The organism is Loktanella sp. M215 (assembly GCF_021735925.1).
Taxonomy (GTDB): Bacteria; Pseudomonadota; Alphaproteobacteria; order Rhodobacterales; family Rhodobacteraceae; genus Loktanella.
This window is the reverse complement of the sequence record NZ_WMEA01000001.1, coordinates 1,406,254-1,421,437: the sequence shown is the minus strand read 5'-3', so window position 1 is coordinate 1,421,437 and position 15,184 is coordinate 1,406,254. Positions and strand designations below refer to the sequence as shown.

Below are 15,184 nucleotides of genomic sequence, written 5' to 3'. Positions count from 1 at the left end.
TCAATCCCATCGCTTAAGATCTTCGGTCAGTGAGGCGGCGCATTGCCATGAACTCTGCCCCGTTTTTTAAATTACACGACTAACCGGCTAACGTTTATTACAATCTGTATCAGGAAAATATCCAAAATTCGGTAGTCGATCAGCCTTTAAGCGGTTCGTGCCTTGAAATTAGATATTCGAATCGAAATGGAGACAAACCCCAATGGGACACACTCTTGGAAAAGACGGCATTCCATCCATGCCGCCAGAACAGCTGGTTCAAATGTCACTATCGGAAATCGATGATCTGCGTCGTAACACACCCTTGGTGCGCACCCATGACATGCGCGTCACCGCGTTGCGCTGTGACGACGTGGAAAAGCTGTCATCTGATCCCCGCCTGCTACAGCTTCCAGGTGCACCCTATGCTGACGCCTGTGGCATACCACAGGGGCGATGCCGCAGCTTTCTCGAAGGTTCGATGTTGTTGAGTAACGGGCCCGATCACAAGCGGCGCCGTGGTGCATTTGCCAAAACCTTCGCACACCCGGTCCTGCGCAGCAAACGCGGCCAGGTCCGCGTGGTGGCGGACCGGATCGTCGCCGATCTGCCGCGCGGCACCGATTTCGATTTCCTCGCCCTCTGCGCTTCGCGTCTGCCGGCCGAAGTGATTGCACAGGTTCTGGGCCTACCGGTCGAACAAAGCACATGGTTCGCGACACAAGTCTATTCGCTCAGCCGCAGCCTGATGGTTCCGTATGATGTCGCACATCATGCTGAGATCGAAGCCGCTGCCGAAGCGCTCTACGGTTTCGTTTCGGAAGCGCTGGACGCGCGCCGTAAGGTCCCGCGCGAAGACTTTCTGTCGATGCTCGTCAATGACGAAAGCGCCCGTGCGCTGGCGTCAGAAGAATTGATCTATCAGGTCATGACGGTGATCCTTGCCGGAAGCGATACCACCCGTTCGGGATTCAACCTGACCGTTGGGCGTCTGTTGCATGATCGTGCACTCTGGGAAGCGGTATGTGCCGATTCCGATCTTATCCCGCCGGCCATCGACGAGGCGTTGCGGATCGAACCGCCGGTCGGATCGCTGCCTCGCTATACGGCCGCGCCCGTCACCTTTGGCAATATGACTGTCGCGCCCGGCCAGGTGCTGGGCCTGTCCAGTCTTTCCGCCATGCGCGACGAGACTCGCATCCGACATCCGTTGGCGTTTGATTTGTATCGCAAGGATCATGTGCGCCCGCATCTGGTGTTCGGTGGTGGCGCACACCGATGCCTTGGTGAAATGCTGGCCCGGATCGAATTAGAAGAGGGGCTCGCCGCTCTGATTGCAGGTGCGCCGGGGATCGCGTTGATTGAGGCCCCGCAAATGTTGGGATTTTCCGGCATCCGTCAGTCAACGCCTCTCATCGCCCATATTTCATGATCAGATCGTTCAAAGCAGATTACGGTGACGGTGAATCTGGCTAATTGCTATGGCGGATGCGCCCGGAATTCATCTTTGGGCTCAAGGTCTTCGAAGCCTGAATAGCTATGTCAGTGAGCATCGCGCCGTGTCATTTGAGGATCTGCAAGTGCAGCTCGGCACGCCGGTCCACCATTGCTTCACTGAAGTCCTCGATCCAGTTGGCCAACCGTCGGCCGCAATGCCGTCCTTGTCGCCCTGCCCCGACAGGATCTCGATACGAAGGTCGAAGTTCCTGCGATCAAATAAATACCCGCGCGCACGGTCATGAGACCCTCAAGGTAATCGCGCGATACACGAAGCGAGCCGAAAAGTGCCGACTCCTCAGCCCGAAACCGTCCGTATTGGAGACGGGTAAATTTTTGGTCAAATGAGCCTTCGAGATTTTCATCAAGGGTCGCACACGGTGCGGCCCTTTTGCATTTTTCGCGTCGCAATTCCGCAACGCCGCCCAGAATTTTCGCCAGAAATGCGGTGGCGAGCGATTAAAACAACACACCGCGGCAAGCAAACAATTGTCCAAGACCTGATCTGCCTTAGACAATTAAGCAAGATTTTCAAAAAATACAATGCCTTAAGGGAGGTAAATGGCGGACTGGGGAGGATTCGAACCCCCGACCCCTTGATTCGTAGTCAAGTACTCTATCCAACTGAGCTACCAATCCGCGTAGGGGGGATTTAGCGGGCGGTGTGGGGTGATGCAAGGCCGAAAACGCAGAAAGTTTCACGCCGCCGCAGGTGCGAGTGCGAAGTCTGCTTTCGGCAGCGCAATCTGGAACACCGTACCCGCAGCCCCCGTGTCCTGAAGTGTCAGGCGACCGCCATGCCCGCGCACCAGATCGCCAGAGATGACCAGCCCCAGACCGGCACCGCCCTTGCGGACGCCGCCCTGAAACGGCTGGAATAAATGGTCGCGCGCCTTTGGAGGCAGCCCCGGCCCGGTGTCGGATATCGTGATCCGCCACGCCGTGTCGTCCTCCTCGCCGCGCAGACAGATCTCGCCCGGATCGCCCGTCGCCATGATGGCCTGGCGGGCATTGCGCACAAGGTTGGACAGCACCCGGAAGATCTGCTCGTCATCGGCGCGCAGCACCATCGTGGCGGGAATGTCCTCGGCGAAGGAGAGGGGATACTCCCCTGCAGCCAGCCGCTCGCTTTCAACGACTTCCTCGACGATTCGCGACAGGTTGACCCGCGTGAGGCGCGGCGCAGGCTCGTCGGCGCGACCGAAGGCCAGCGTGCTTTCGCACAGGTGCACGGCGCGGGTTATGGAGCCGACGAGCTTGGGCGCCATGCGCTTGACCAGCGGGTCATCCGACCCCTCGATCCGGTCCGTGAACAGTTGCGCAGAGGTCAGGATGTTGCGCAGATCATGGCTGACCTTGGCGACCGCGCCACCCAGTTGCGCCAGACGGTCCTTCTGCTTCAGCGAGGACGTCAGCTGCGTCTGCATCATCTGCAGCGCATCCTCGGCGTCGCGCAGCTCGCGCACACCGGCACTGGGGGCGATGATGCGGCGGGCATCTTCTGGCGCCGCCGCATAGTTCTGCATGTGGCCGATGACACCCTTGATGGGCCGCACGAGGAAAGCCTGCACTGCGATGAACAGCAGCATCGCCGTGATGGCCGAGATGATGGCCGACAGAAACAGGACGTTCAGGCCATATTCCAGCATCGCCGCGCGCAGCGGCATTTGCTTCATCGTGATTTCGATCAGCACGCCGGCACCCTGCACGGGATTGCCAAGCACGCGGATGATCCGCGGCTCGCTGTCCCACAGAGTCGCCAGCGCATCGCCGATCAGCGTCAAACGCGAAGGCGCGCGCATGTCGTAGGTTGCAGAGATCGGCGCCGGGATGGTCGACGACAGCGCCAGTTGCCGCATGTCGTCGCGCCGCAGCACGACGTTGAACACGCCAGCACTCTTTAATAATTCGCGTTCCAGATCAGGGGCGATCATGTCCGTCGCCTCGACCGCGAGGGACGCGATCTGCGCGCGTTCCAGTGCGGCCAGCAGATAATCCTCGCGGAACCGGGCGACGGAGGGGACAAAAATGAACACCTCTGCCAGCATCACGAAGATGACTGTCAGGATCAGGAACCGACCCGAGAGGGTATTCAGCATTGCGTCTCCGTCTTACGGGATCCAGCGTTGCACCAGACCCACGACCTTTTTCACCATGGCGCTGTCGAACAGCTTGGGACTGAAATACGCCCCAGCCGCCCGCTTGTTCAATTCCATATAGGTCGGATACGGCAGAACGGTATTGCTGATCGCCGTCATCTTGAGGTTGTTCGCAATCGCCACGGCCCACAGGCCGATCAATTCGCCCGCCAGATGGCCGACGATGGAGGCGCCGACAGGTTTGCCGCCAACGACCATGACCTTGATCAGGCCGGTGGTGCGGCCTTCGGTATTTGCGCGGTCATTGTCGGCGTAGTCGGACCGTACGACCGTCAGCTTCGCCCCGTGCTTCTTGCGCGCCTGCGCTTCGGTCAGGCCGACCTGCGCCAGTTCGGGGTCGGTATAGGTGGCCCAAGGGATATGGTCGGTGCGCGCCTTGGCCGGCAGGCCGAACATCAGGGCGCGGACAAGCTGGCCGCCGTGGTAGCCTGCGACGTGGGTGAATTGCAGGCCGCCAGCTACGTCGCCTGCAGCGTAGACCTTCTTGTTGGAGACGGAGCGCAGGTTCGCATCCACCTTCAATCCCTTGCGGTCGTAGGCGACTTTGGCCTTTTCCAGGTCCAGCCCTTCGACATTCACCGCGCGACCGACCGCCATCAGCAAGTGAGAGCCGGTAAAGTCACCTTTTGGCGTGTGGACGGTGATCGTGCCGTCGCCTTCACTGACCCGGCTGGCCTGGGCATCCTCGACAATCTCGACGCCCTCGGCGCGCAGGCGGTCCAGAACGATGGCGGCCAGTTCGGGGTCGTCCTTGCCCATCGCCTTGGCACCCTCGATGACTGTGACCTTGCAGCCAAGGCGCAGGTGCGCCTGCGCCATTTCCATCCCGATCGGGCCGCCTCCGATGATCAGCAGATGGTCCGGCCGCTCTCGCAGATCGAAGATCGTCTCGTTCGTATGGACGGTCACCATGTCCAGCCCGTCGATCGGCGGCACGAAAGGGCCGGAGCCCGTGGCCACCACGAATCGCCGGGCAGTGATGACAGTGTCGCCCGCCTGCACCTCGGTTTGCGAGATGAAGCGGGCATTCTCGCGGATCACCGTGCAGCCCAGCCCTTCGAAACGGTCCTGACTGTCAACGGGGGCGATGGTGTCGATCACGCGGCGGACGTGATCCTTGGCGGCCGCATAGTCGACGTCGGGCCAGACCTCTGCGACGCCGAAGGGCGCGTTTTCGATCCCCGCGTGGGCATGCTTGGCCGAGGCAATCAGTGCCTTCGATGGGATGCAGCCGTAATTCAGGCAGTCGCCGCCCATCTTGTGCCCTTCGATCAGGACGACCGAGGCCCCCATCTGCGCGGCCCCGGCGGCGACGGACAGGCCCGCGGACCCGGCCCCGATGATGCAGACGTCAGCTTTGATGCGGTTCATGTTCACAGACCTTTCTTGCCGCGGACGGCCTTGAGAAGCAGCGGCAGTGCCGCCAGCAGGCACAGCCCGAGGATCGGCAGCAGGATCGCGGGCTGGAAGATGATGCCGAGGTTCGGCGTCTCGCCCTTGGCAAAGACCTCGCCAAGCCCTGCCCCCACCGATGTATAGACCACCGCCCCCGGCATGATGCCAAGGAATGTCGTCACCGCAAAGCGGTAGAGCGGCACGCCGACCAGCGCCGGTACGAGGTTGGCGACAAAGAACGGCACGGCGGGCACGAGCCGGATCAGGAAGAGCATCGACCACTGATTCCCCTCGTCGTCGATTCCGTCCTTGATCCGCTTGACCACGCCATCGCTGGCATCCATCCGCTTGGCCAGCGTCTGGCCAAGGCCCCAGCGCGCGGCCAGAAACAGTAGAATCGCGCCGATGGTCGCACCCGCGACGTTATAGATCGCACCGGGCAGCACCGGGAACCCGGCGGGGAAACTGCCGAACAGGAAACCGCCCGTCAGCGTGGCGATCGTGGCCCCCGGCAGGCTGAAGGCGACAATGGCCGCATAGGCCCCGATGAAGCCCAGCACGCACAGCAGATAGTTCGCATCGCGGAACGCCAGCAGCGCCTCGCGGTTCTGGCGCAACGCATCGAAGCTGAGGTAATCACGCAGAAAATAGGCCCCGAGCGCCGCCACGACGACGATCCCGATCAGGGGCAGGCGGCGCAGGAAGGGGTTCGGGGAACTCTCGTCGGACATCGTTACTCTTTCTGCCGTGCGGGCCTGTGTCAGGCGTCTTACATGGCGCAGCGCGGCGCACGTGGGTAGCCGTCTCACGGGGCATTGAACGGATCGGCGTTTCAAATCGCCCCTGGGGCGTAAACTGTAACAATTCAGGCGAGTGGAAAGTGGGTCTCGCCGCACATCTTCGCGCAGGTCGGCGTTGACACAGACCGGTGCCCCACTTAAAGGGCAGGTCTGAATGAATGATGGGCCTCGAATCCAAACCCGGGTTTGGCCCCCGAACCGGAGGACACGCGATGAAGCGCACGTTCCAACCCAGCAACCGCGTCCGCAAGAACCGTCACGGTTTCCGTGCCCGTATGGCGACGCCGTCTGGCCGCAAGATCATCAACGCCCGCCGCGCCAAGGGCCGGGCCAAGCTGAGCGCGTAAGCGCCGACTTGACGATGACCGACATGACACCGCCGGATGGACCCGATCAGGGTGAACCGGCGGTTTTGTCGTGTCCGCAGGTCCTGACGCAGCGGCGTGACTTCATTGCCGCAAGTCACGGCCGCAGGCAAGGCACACCCGGCATCCATCTGCAGGGTCGCCCGCGCGACGATGGCAGTGACATGATGCGTGTGGGCTATACCTGCTCCAAGAAGGTTGGCAATGCCGTTGCCCGGAACAGGGCGAAGCGTCGTCTGCGCGAGATCGCGCGCCTTATCCTGCCTGTGCATGGCCGGGCCGGATGGGATTATGTCCTTGTCGGTCGTCCGCAAACGACGGCCACCCTGTCCTTTCCCCAACTCCAGTCCGATCTGATCCGCGCGCTGGACCGCGTCCACCAGTGACGCCGCTCGCTCACGTTGTGGCCCTGCCGGTGCGCGCCTACCGCCTGCTGCTATCGCCGTGGGTTGGTCATGGTTGCCGGTTTCATCCAACCTGTTCCGCCTACGCGCTGGAGGCGTTGCAGCGGCACGGCGCGATCCGCGGCACCTGGCTGACACTGCGGCGGATCGGTCGATGCCATCCCTGGGGTGGATCGGGAATCGATAACGTTCCGGACTAGGCCTCGGGCGATTTTTCGTCGAAAAATCCGCTAGCGCTGCTTTTCGAACGAGATGCTGACGTCGCCGATGTCGATCCCGTACCGCTTGATATAGGCCCGGTTGAACAGGCGGGTATCGGTCTGCAGCCACATCCAGTCATCGAACGTGACGCGCATCGTCTTGGACGTGCCGTCTGCGGACGGTACAGGCAAGTCAATCTCGTAGGTCCAGTTGAACCGGTTGTCCTGTTCACGCCCCTGCGCCGTGCCGATGACACCGGGCGCGGTGCCCGTCCACGTATCGTCGCCGGTCTTGGTCAGCGACCAGACGCGTTGTTCGGTGCTACCGTCCTCGTAAACGAAATCCTCGGTCAGGGTCAGGATGCGACCGTCCCAGTCCCCGTGGATATTCACGACAAAGCTGCGGCGCACGGTGCCGAGGATATCCTGGAACTGGCCGTAGGCTACCAGATCGCCATCGAAAAAGTCTTCGAGGTTCAGTTTGGCGTCACTGAGGCTGGCATCCTGAAACGATGGCTTGCCGGTGCAGGCGGCCAGCAAGGAAAATGCGATCAACAGGGCATAGCGCATGTGTGGTACCTCTTTCGACGATCACTTAGGCTTGCGCGCAGCCGCGACCAGTGCAATTTCACTTGGGTTTCGACCCATGTGGCAGTAGGTGATGCGCCATGCTTGATGACTCCGACATCCATCCGCTTTTTCACGGTGCGCCCGATACGGTCGCCTTCAAGAAATTGCGCAAGCGACTGGTACGCGACACACGCGAGGCCATCGACCGCTATGGCATGATCGCACCGGGCGGAAAATGGCTGGTTTGCCTGTCGGGTGGCAAGGACAGCTACACTCTGCTGGCAATCCTTTACGAGTTGCAATGGCGTGGCTTGCTGCCGGTGGAACTGCTGGCCTGCAACCTCGACCAAGGTCAGCCGAACTTTCCGGCGACCGTCCTGCCTGCCTTTCTGACGCAGATGGGTGTCCCGCATCGCATCGAATATCGCGATACCTATTCCGTCGTGATGGACAAGACGCCGCAGGGCCGCACGCTTTGCACGATGTGTTCGCGCCTGCGCCGCGCGAACCTCTACCGGATCGCACGCGAGGAAGGCTGCACCGCCGTCGTGCTGGGCCATCACCGCGACGACATCCTCGAGACCTTCTTTCTTAACCTTTTCCACGGCGGCAAGCTGGCCACCATGCCGCCGAAGCTCAAGAACGACGAAGGCGACCTGTTCCTCTATCGCCCCTTGGCCCATGTGGCAGAGGCGGATTGCGAGAAGTTTGCCCGCGACATGAACTATCCCATCATTCCCTGCGACCTGTGCGGCAGCCAGGACGGGTTGCAGCGCCAGCAGATCAAGCGCCTGCTTGACGGCTGGGAGGCCAACAGCCCCGGTCGGCGGCAGAAAATCTTCAGCGCACTGATGAACGCACGCCCCAGCCACCTGCTGGACCCGGCATTGTTCGATTTTGCGGGCTTGACACTGGATCACAATGACCCGGAATCCCCTTGACCTTTGGGGCCTGCGCGGTTTGAAGCAACCCCACCAGTTTTCACAGACGGACGGTCCCGACGTATGGAAGATCAAAACAAGAACCTGATCCTGGCCCTCGTGCTCAGCACGCTGGTCATCATCGTCTGGACCTTCCTGTTCCCGCCAGAGGCGCAGGCCCCCGCGACGCTGGACGCGGTGCAGGAACAGCAGGACGCCACGGCGCCCGTGACAGACACCACGACAGGCGGCATCGCAGCACCTGCCGATGCGGTCGCCAACGAACCCGCTACCGAAGCGCCCCGTGTCACGATCCAGACCCCGGAACTGAGCGGCACGATCTCGCTGCTTGGCGGTCGCATCGACGACCTGAAGCTGACCCAGTATCACGAGACGATCGACGACAGCTCGCCGACCGTGACGCTGCTCTCCCCTTCCGGCACGCCGGACGCCTATTTCGCGTCCTTCGGCTGGGCCGCCGTGGATGGCGTTGCTGCCGATGCGGTGCCCGGTCCCGATACCCTGTGGACGGTGGAAGACGGCGAGACGCTGACCCCAGAGACCCCGGTCACGCTGGCCTACGACAACGGCGCGGGCCAGATCTTCCGCACGACGATCTCGGTCGATGACAAATACATGTTCAGCGTCGACCAAAGCGTCGAGAACACCGGCGCCGCCGCCGTCAGCCTGCGCCCCTACGGCCTGCTGCGTCAGGAAGGCATGCCCTCCGACCTGCAGAACTTCTTCATCCTGCACGAAGGTCTTGTCCGCATGACCGACGGCACGCTGGAAGAGGTCAAGTACAAGAACATGGTCGACTTCGCCGTCGATCCGAACGAAGGCACCAACGCCGAGCGTCAGGACGTCACGAGCGCCGGCTGGATCGGGTATACCGACCACTACTGGATGACGACGCTGATCCCCGACCAGTCCGTCCCCTTCCGGTCCACCGCCAAGTATTTCCCCAGCCGCGACATCTTTCAGGCCGAAGCCGTGCAGGAACCGCAGTCCGTCGCCCCCGGTGCCACCGCGTCGGTGACGACGCAGCTTTTCGCCGGTGCCAAGGAGTGGGAGACGATCGGCGACTATGAAAAGGCCGGCGTCACAGGCTTCATCGACAGCATCGACTGGGGCTGGTTCTTCTTCCTGACCAAGCCGATCTTCTGGGTGCTGCACCACCTGAACCTGCTGATCGGCAACATGGGGTTTGCCATCATCGGCCTGACGTTCTTCCTCAAGCTGCTCGTGCTGCCGCTGGCCTATAAGTCCTACGTCAGCATGGCCCGGATGAAGGAGCTTCAGCCCGAGATGGAGAAGCTGAAGGAACGCAGCGGCGACGACAAGGCCGCGCTGCAGACCGGCATGATGAAGCTTTACAAGGAAAACAAGGTGAACCCGGCGGCGGGCTGTCTGCCGATCCTGATCCAGATCCCAATCTTCTTCTCGCTTTACAAGGTGATCTTCGTCACGCTTGAACTGCGCCACGCACCGTGGATCGGCTGGATCCAGGACCTTTCGGCGCCCGATCCGTCGTCGATCCTGAACCTGTTCGGCCTGCTGCCATATGCCACGCCGGGCATCACATCGCCCTTCCACATCATCAGCCTTGGCGTGCTGCCGATCCTGCTGGGCATTTCCATGTGGCTGCAGCAGCGCCTCAACCCGGCCCCTGCCGATGCCACGCAAAAGATGATCTTTGCCTGGATGCCTTGGGTCTTCATGTTCATGCTGGGGCGGTTCGCGTCGGGTCTGGTGCTGTACTGGATCACGAACAACACGATCACCTTTACCCAGCAGTATCTGATCATGCGCAGCCATGGTGCCAAGCCGGACGTGTTCGGTAACATCAAGGGCACCTTCAGCCGCAAGAAGGGCGAACCTGTCGCTGCCAACAGCGGCAAGAAGCCAAAGGGCAAGTAGGCCGCTGGCATAACTGACACGTACGGGGGCGGGCTGACCGCCCCCTTCGCATTGAAAGGGTCCGTCATGGAACTGCGCTTTCCCCCGGTTGAAACTCCCGACGACGACGCCCTCGAAAAGGGGCGGCTGCTGTTTGCGGGCCAGACGGAATTCGTCAAAGGCGTCGTCGCGATGGACGGCCTGCCCCCGGCTGACCGGCTGGAGGTCTGCTTTGCCGGCCGGTCCAATGTCGGCAAGTCGTCCCTGATCAACGCACTGACCGGACGCAAGGGGTTGGCGCGGGCGTCCAACACCCCGGGCCGCACGCAGGAAATCAACTTCTTCACCGCGGGCGATCTTTATGTCGTCGACCTGCCCGGCTACGGCTTTGCCAATGCGCCGGTGGCAGTGGTGTCCAAGTGGCAGGCACTTTTGAAAAATTATCTGCAAGGCCGCCCGACCCTGCGCCGGGTCTTCGTGCTGATCGACGCGCGCCACGGCGCCAAGGCGGTCGATGAAGAAATCATGACCCTGCTTGACCGCTCTGCCGTGACCTTTCAGGTCGTCATGACCAAGACCGACAAGGTCAAGGGCGCAGCGCTCGACGCAGCACTCGACGCCACGCGGACGGCACTTGCCAAGCACCCCGCAGCCTATCCGGAACTGATCCTGACCAGCTCTGAAAAGGGCGAAGGGATCGAGACGCTGCGCGCCGTCATTGCGACAATCGAAGCATAAACGTCGCACCCCCCTTTTCAGGGAGCGACGCTACACTACCGTCAGACTCATCATATCACACGTCGCTGAATGAGGGTTACGGTATGCAGATTAAGGCACCAAGCTGGCACGTCATCAAATGGATCGCCGGGGTCTTTGCCGGACTGGCGGTGATCGGTGGCGTCATCGGCGCCGCAGTCGTCAGCCTCGGGCTCGTGACGATTTCGGCAAGGCCGCCGCACATGGCAATCACGACCGCCATGCTGCATTATACCTTCAAGCGCTCGACCGCCAACGCCGGCAGCGATGTCACAGTCCCCGCCGATCTGGACAGCCCGGCCCGTGTCGCGCTTGGCATCCAGCATTACGCTAACGTCTGCTCCAGCTGCCACGGCGGCCCGGATCTTGGGCAAAGCCCGATCGCCCTGTCGATGCGCCCCCGTCCGCAGCATCTGGCGGCCGTCGTCGAACAGTTCAGCGACGAACAGCTTTACGTCATCCTGCGCGATGGGGTGCGTTTTTCGGCCATGCCGGCGTGGCCCGCCAGCCAGAACTTCGATGAAATCTGGTCCGTCGTCGCCTTCCTGCGCGCGCTGCCGACCATGACCAATACCGAATACATGGACGCCACCCGCCGCGCTCTGCCCGATGGCGCAGCGGAACTGGCCTTCAACGCGCCCGATCAGCTGGGCGACCTGAACGTCGGCATCAAGGCCCCGCCGATGGAGGAATACCTTTACGCAAGCCCCGGCACCGGCTGGCACGAATACGCAGCCAACGGTGACGTCATCGCCACCTGTGCCGCATGCCACGGCGAAAACGGCAGCGGCGACGCCACGCTGGGCCAGGCCCCGAATTTGACCGTCCCCTCAGCCGCCTACATCAGCAAGGCGCTGCACGAATACGCCAACGGGACGCGGCCTTCGGGCATCATGACGACCGTGGCGGCAAGCCTGACCGATGAACAGATCACGGGACTGTCCGCGTATTATGCCAGCCTGCCCGATGTCGCCTCTCCGCGGGAAGAGGCCGCAGTCGGCGATCCGGCAGCAGGTCAGATCATCGCCACCGCCGGTCTGCCGGACCAGGCGCTGCCAGCCTGCTATACCTGCCACCAGAACGTGCAAGCTGCTGCTGGCATGACGATTCCGCCCATCGCGGGTCAGTCATCCTCCTACCTGCGGCATCGTCTGGACGCCTTCGCCGGGCCAAACTGGACCGGATCGGGTGCCAGCGCGTGGCAGCCGATGCACTGGATCGCAAAATCCCTCGCCCCCCAACAGCGGGCCGATCTGGCTGCCTATTTCGCGCAACAGACGCCCGGCAGTGCGGCACCCGTCTCTACCTTGCAGCCAATGGATCAGGCCAACGCACAGCAACTGGTCGAAGGTGTCTGCAAGGAATGTCACACCGTGTCTGGCATCGGCGGCCCGTCCGGCGAATATCCCAACCTGACGGTGCAGACGGCGACCTATCTCGACCAGCAATTGCATGCCTTCAAGGGCGGTAATCGCGTGGCAGAGCGGATGCGGCAAGTGGCCGAGAAGCTGTCGGACAAGGACATGTCTGACCTCGCGCAGTATTTCGGCACACCGGCCGCCCTGCCCTCTCCCGCACCGCAGGACGTCTTTGCCACGGCGGAAGAGATCGCCACGGGGGGCCAGATCGCCTCTGCCGGTATCCCAGAGAAGAACATTCCCGCCTGCCTGACCTGCCACGGTGCCGAACCGACCGCCGCTTTGCCGATCATCGCGCGGCTGCAGGGGCAGGCCCCGCGCTATATCCAGGATCGCCTGCAGACCTTGGGCAGCGAAAAGAGCGCCGACCTCGACACCATCAGCCCGATGCACGCGATCGCACGCGACATGACCGTCGACGAACGCCACGACGTGGCGGCGTGGTTCGCAGCGCAGGCGCCGCTGCCCAAGTGATCGCCGCTTGAGCGCCTGACGGACCTCCGCTATCCCTTGGGGCGACAAGGCCCCGGGGGATAGCCATGAGGACGCAGAACATGAACCGAGACTGGATCGCCACGGCGCGCACGTTGTCAGAGGCACTGCCGTATCTGCAACGCTATTCCGGCGCCGTTGTGGTGGTGAAATTCGGCGGCAACGCCATGGGCGACGCCGATGCCATGGCCGAATTTGCCCGCGACATCGTCCTGATGAAACAGGTTGGCATGAACCCCGTCGTGGTCCACGGCGGCGGTCCCATGATCAACGAGATGCTGACGAAACTCGGGATCGAATCGAAATTCATCCGCGGCAAACGCGTCACCGATCAGGCGACCGTCGAAGTCGTGGAAATGGTGCTGACCGGCCTTGTGAACAAACGCATTGTGCAGGCCATCATGGACGAGGGCGGTCGCGCGGTCGGTCTGTCCGGCAAGGACGACGACCTGATGGTGGCAGAGGCGGATGATCCGGAGCTCGGCTTCGTCGGTCGCCCGGTCGAGATGAACGTGCAGGTGCTGCGCGACCTTTACGGCGCCGGTATCATTCCCGTTGTAGCCCCGGTGGCGACCGGTATGGACATGCTGGAAACCTTCAACGTGAACGGCGACACCGCTGCCGGTGCCATCGCCGGTGCGTTGAAAGCGGACCGCCTGCTGCTGCTGACCGACGTTGCCGGCGTCAAGGACGCGAATGGCGAGGTCCTGACCCAGCTGAACCCCGAGCAGATCCGTGCCATGATCGCTGACGGCACCATCGCCGGTGGCATGATCCCCAAGGTCGAAACGGCACTGAAGGCGATCGAAGAAGGTGTGCGCGCCGTCGTGATCCTCGACGGCAGGCTGCCCAATGCGTCGCTGCTGGAATTGTTCACCGAACACGGCGCAGGATCGATCATCAGGTCCACGGAGTCGCGGGTCAAGTCGCGTCAGGACTAGGAGATGACCCTGACCCTGATCGTGCTGCGACACGCCAAGTCCGGCTGGGGCGATCCCTCCCTGCCGGACCACCACCGCACCCTGACCGAACGCGGCCACCGTGACGCAGCGGCCATAGGCGCGTGGCTTGCCGCGCACGGCCACATCCCGGACCTGATCCTCAGCTCTGACGCCGCACGGACAGTTCAGACCATTGCAGACGTCATTGGCGACTTGGGGCAGGACGTGCAGACGCAATTGCTGCCGATGCTCTATAATGCATCCGCCGACACGATCCGGCGAGTCATCCGCAAACAAACGGCAAACACGCTGCTGGTCTGCGCCCATAACCCCGGCATCGGTCATCTGGCCTCCGAATTGGTCAGCAATCGGCCAAGCCATTCCGGCTTCGACGATTATCCGACCGCCGCAACAGCCGTCATCTCCTTCGACGTCGCATCCTGGGCAGAAGCCGAGACAGGCAACTGCCTCTCGTTCATCATCCCCGCCGACCTCAAACCGTAAGGACCGCGCACCTTACGGCGCGCGGTCCCTTTCTTCTCGTTTCAGGTATCTCAAAGGAGCCGCGGCCTGCCGTGACCGGGCACTAGTGACCGAGGATCTGGCTCAGGAACAGCTTTGTCCGCTCGGACTGCGGGTTATTGAAGAATTCCTTCGGCTCGTTCTGCTCTACGATCTGGCCCTGGTCCATGAAGATCACGCGGTTTGCCACGGCTTGGGCAAAGCCCATCTCGTGCGTGACGCAAAGCATGGTCATGCCCTCTTCCGCCAACTCGATCATGGTATCGAGCACTTCCTTGATCATCTCCGGATCGAGGGCCGACGTCGGCTCGTCGAACAGCATGATGCGGGGCTTCATGCACAGGGATCGCGCGATGGCGACACGCTGTTGTTGGCCACCGGACAACTGGCCGGGATATTTCAACGCCTGATCGGGGATCTTCACCTTTTCAAGGAAGTGCATCGCCGTCGCTTCGGCTTCCTTCTTGGGTGTCTTGCGGACCCAGATCGGGGCCAGCGTGCAATTTTCCAGGATCGTCAGATGCGGGAAGAGGTTGAAGTGCTGAAAGCACATGCCGACCTCTGAACGGATCTTGTCGATATTCTTGAGGTCCGACGACAGCTCTGTCCCGTCCACGATGATCTGGCCGGACTGATGTTCCTCTAACCGGTTGATGCAGCGGATCAGCGTCGATTTGCCCGACCCCGACGGCCCGCAGATGACGATCCGCTCGCCCCGGTTGACGGTCAGGTTGATGTCACGCAGCACGTGGAACGTGCCGTACCATTTATTCATGTTGTTGATTTCGATCGCGACCTCGTCGCTCACCTGCATGGCGCTGCGATTGACGGTGCGGTCTGTGACGGCCTCTGACATTGTCATGCCTC

General features: G+C 62.0%; 15 protein-coding genes and 1 tRNA gene. 10 read left to right on the top strand and 6 right to left on the bottom strand.

Annotated elements, in window-relative coordinates; genetic code table 11:
* Positions 1-202: 202 nt before the first annotated feature.
* Positions 203-1,411 (top strand): cytochrome P450, encoded by a 1,209-nt coding sequence (locus tag GLR48_RS06920; RefSeq protein ID WP_237060025.1) that lies wholly within the window; start codon positions 203-205, stop codon positions 1,409-1,411.
* A 627-nt stretch (positions 1,412-2,038) separates the two neighbouring features.
* On the opposite strand, the gene GLR48_RS06915 is transcribed toward GLR48_RS06920, so the two are convergent.
* The 4 genes from GLR48_RS06915 to GLR48_RS06900 all read right to left on the bottom strand — a co-directional run bounded on the left by GLR48_RS06915 (position 2,039) and on the right by GLR48_RS06900 (position 5,761).
* Positions 2,039-2,115: transfer RNA gene (locus GLR48_RS06915), tRNA-Arg, on the bottom strand.
* A 59-nt stretch (positions 2,116-2,174) separates the two neighbouring features.
* Positions 2,175-3,575: a sensor histidine kinase gene (locus GLR48_RS06910; RefSeq protein WP_237060023.1), complete on the bottom strand. Its 1,401-nt coding sequence runs from the start codon at positions 3,573-3,575 to the stop codon at positions 2,175-2,177.
* Between the two features lie 12 nt (positions 3,576-3,587).
* Positions 3,588-5,006, bottom strand: a complete 1,419-nt coding sequence (locus tag GLR48_RS06905) for a dihydrolipoyl dehydrogenase family protein (protein WP_237060021.1) — start codon at positions 5,004-5,006, stop codon at positions 3,588-3,590.
* Positions 5,007-5,008: 2 nt separating this feature from the next.
* On the bottom strand, positions 5,009-5,761 hold the full coding sequence (locus tag GLR48_RS06900) for a TVP38/TMEM64 family protein (protein ID WP_237060019.1): 753 nt from the start codon (positions 5,759-5,761) through the stop codon (positions 5,009-5,011).
* 281 nt (positions 5,762-6,042) lie between these two features.
* On the opposite strand from GLR48_RS06900, the gene rpmH reads away from it, so the two are divergent.
* From rpmH to yidD, 3 genes are read left to right on the top strand one after another with little or no spacing between them, the layout of a single operon-like run.
* A complete protein-coding gene (gene rpmH / locus GLR48_RS06895; protein ID WP_072858510.1) occupies positions 6,043-6,177 on the top strand; it encodes a 50S ribosomal protein L34 in 135 nt (44 codons plus the stop codon).
* Between the two features lie 23 nt (positions 6,178-6,200).
* Positions 6,201-6,581, top strand: a complete 381-nt coding sequence (gene rnpA / locus GLR48_RS06890; protein ID WP_237064416.1) for a ribonuclease P protein component — start codon at positions 6,201-6,203, stop codon at positions 6,579-6,581.
* A complete protein-coding gene (yidD, locus tag GLR48_RS06885) occupies positions 6,578-6,799 on the top strand; it encodes a membrane protein insertion efficiency factor YidD (protein ID WP_237060017.1) in 222 nt (73 codons plus the stop codon). Before rnpA ends, yidD begins: the two co-directional genes overlap by 4 nt.
* A 30-nt stretch (positions 6,800-6,829) precedes the next feature.
* Here yidD and GLR48_RS06880 read toward each other — a convergent pair whose 3' ends face one another.
* Positions 6,830-7,369: a DUF3833 domain-containing protein gene (locus tag GLR48_RS06880; protein ID WP_237060015.1), complete on the bottom strand. Its 540-nt coding sequence runs from the start codon at positions 7,367-7,369 to the stop codon at positions 6,830-6,832.
* Between the two features lie 98 nt (positions 7,370-7,467).
* Between GLR48_RS06880 and ttcA the strand changes: the two genes are divergently transcribed.
* From ttcA to GLR48_RS06850, 6 genes are all read left to right on the top strand, one after another.
* On the top strand, positions 7,468-8,310 hold the full coding sequence (ttcA, locus tag GLR48_RS06875; protein ID WP_237060013.1) for a tRNA 2-thiocytidine(32) synthetase TtcA: 843 nt from the start codon (positions 7,468-7,470) through the stop codon (positions 8,308-8,310).
* Positions 8,311-8,373: 63 nt separating this feature from the next.
* Positions 8,374-10,209, top strand: a complete 1,836-nt coding sequence (yidC, locus tag GLR48_RS06870; RefSeq protein ID WP_237060011.1) for a membrane protein insertase YidC — start codon at positions 8,374-8,376, stop codon at positions 10,207-10,209.
* A 66-nt stretch (positions 10,210-10,275) separates the two neighbouring features.
* A complete protein-coding gene (gene yihA / locus GLR48_RS06865; RefSeq protein ID WP_237060009.1) occupies positions 10,276-10,926 on the top strand; it encodes a ribosome biogenesis GTP-binding protein YihA/YsxC in 651 nt (216 codons plus the stop codon).
* Positions 10,927-11,009: 83 nt separating this feature from the next.
* The gene (locus tag GLR48_RS06860) at positions 11,010-12,836 is read left to right on the top strand and encodes a c-type cytochrome (protein ID WP_237060001.1); all 1,827 of its coding nucleotides are present in this window, start codon (positions 11,010-11,012) and stop codon (positions 12,834-12,836) included.
* A 65-nt stretch (positions 12,837-12,901) separates the two neighbouring features.
* Positions 12,902-13,795, top strand: coding sequence for an acetylglutamate kinase (gene argB, locus GLR48_RS06855; RefSeq protein WP_237059999.1), 894 nt, complete (start codon positions 12,902-12,904; stop codon positions 13,793-13,795).
* A 3-nt stretch (positions 13,796-13,798) separates the two neighbouring features.
* Entirely contained in the window at positions 13,799-14,299 is a 501-nt protein-coding gene (locus GLR48_RS06850) for a SixA phosphatase family protein (RefSeq protein ID WP_237059997.1), read from the top strand.
* 82 nt (positions 14,300-14,381) lie between these two features.
* On the opposite strand, the gene GLR48_RS06845 is transcribed toward GLR48_RS06850, so the two are convergent.
* Positions 14,382-15,173: an amino acid ABC transporter ATP-binding protein gene (locus tag GLR48_RS06845; RefSeq protein ID WP_272911380.1), complete on the bottom strand. Its 792-nt coding sequence runs from the start codon at positions 15,171-15,173 to the stop codon at positions 14,382-14,384.
* Positions 15,174-15,184: the final 11 nt, after the last annotated feature.

Excerpts from the sequence above, each read along its gene's own strand:
- GLR48_RS06920 (WP_237060025.1), top strand. The coding sequence starts at position 203 with ATGGGACACACTCTTGGAAAAGACGGCATTCCATCCATGCCGCCAGAA.
- GLR48_RS06910 (WP_237060023.1), bottom strand. The coding sequence starts at position 3,575 with ATGCTGAATACCCTCTCGGGTCGGTTCCTGATCCTGACAGTCATCTTC.
- GLR48_RS06905 (WP_237060021.1), bottom strand. The coding sequence starts at position 5,006 with ATGAACCGCATCAAAGCTGACGTCTGCATCATCGGGGCCGGGTCCGCG.
- GLR48_RS06900 (WP_237060019.1), bottom strand. The coding sequence starts at position 5,761 with ATGTCCGACGAGAGTTCCCCGAACCCCTTCCTGCGCCGCCTGCCCCTG.
- rpmH (WP_072858510.1), top strand. The coding sequence starts at position 6,043 with ATGAAGCGCACGTTCCAACCCAGCAACCGCGTCCGCAAGAACCGTCAC.
- rnpA (WP_237064416.1), top strand. The coding sequence starts at position 6,201 with ATGACACCGCCGGATGGACCCGATCAGGGTGAACCGGCGGTTTTGTCG.
- GLR48_RS06880 (WP_237060015.1), bottom strand. The coding sequence starts at position 7,369 with ATGCGCTATGCCCTGTTGATCGCATTTTCCTTGCTGGCCGCCTGCACC.
- ttcA (WP_237060013.1), top strand. The coding sequence starts at position 7,468 with ATGCTTGATGACTCCGACATCCATCCGCTTTTTCACGGTGCGCCCGAT.
- yidC (WP_237060011.1), top strand. The coding sequence starts at position 8,374 with ATGGAAGATCAAAACAAGAACCTGATCCTGGCCCTCGTGCTCAGCACG.
- yihA (WP_237060009.1), top strand. The coding sequence starts at position 10,276 with ATGGAACTGCGCTTTCCCCCGGTTGAAACTCCCGACGACGACGCCCTC.
- GLR48_RS06860 (WP_237060001.1), top strand. The coding sequence starts at position 11,010 with ATGCAGATTAAGGCACCAAGCTGGCACGTCATCAAATGGATCGCCGGG.
- argB (WP_237059999.1), top strand. The coding sequence starts at position 12,902 with ATGAGGACGCAGAACATGAACCGAGACTGGATCGCCACGGCGCGCACG.
- GLR48_RS06850 (WP_237059997.1), top strand. The coding sequence starts at position 13,799 with ATGACCCTGACCCTGATCGTGCTGCGACACGCCAAGTCCGGCTGGGGC.
- GLR48_RS06845 (WP_272911380.1), bottom strand. The coding sequence starts at position 15,173 with ATGTCAGAGGCCGTCACAGACCGCACCGTCAATCGCAGCGCCATGCAG.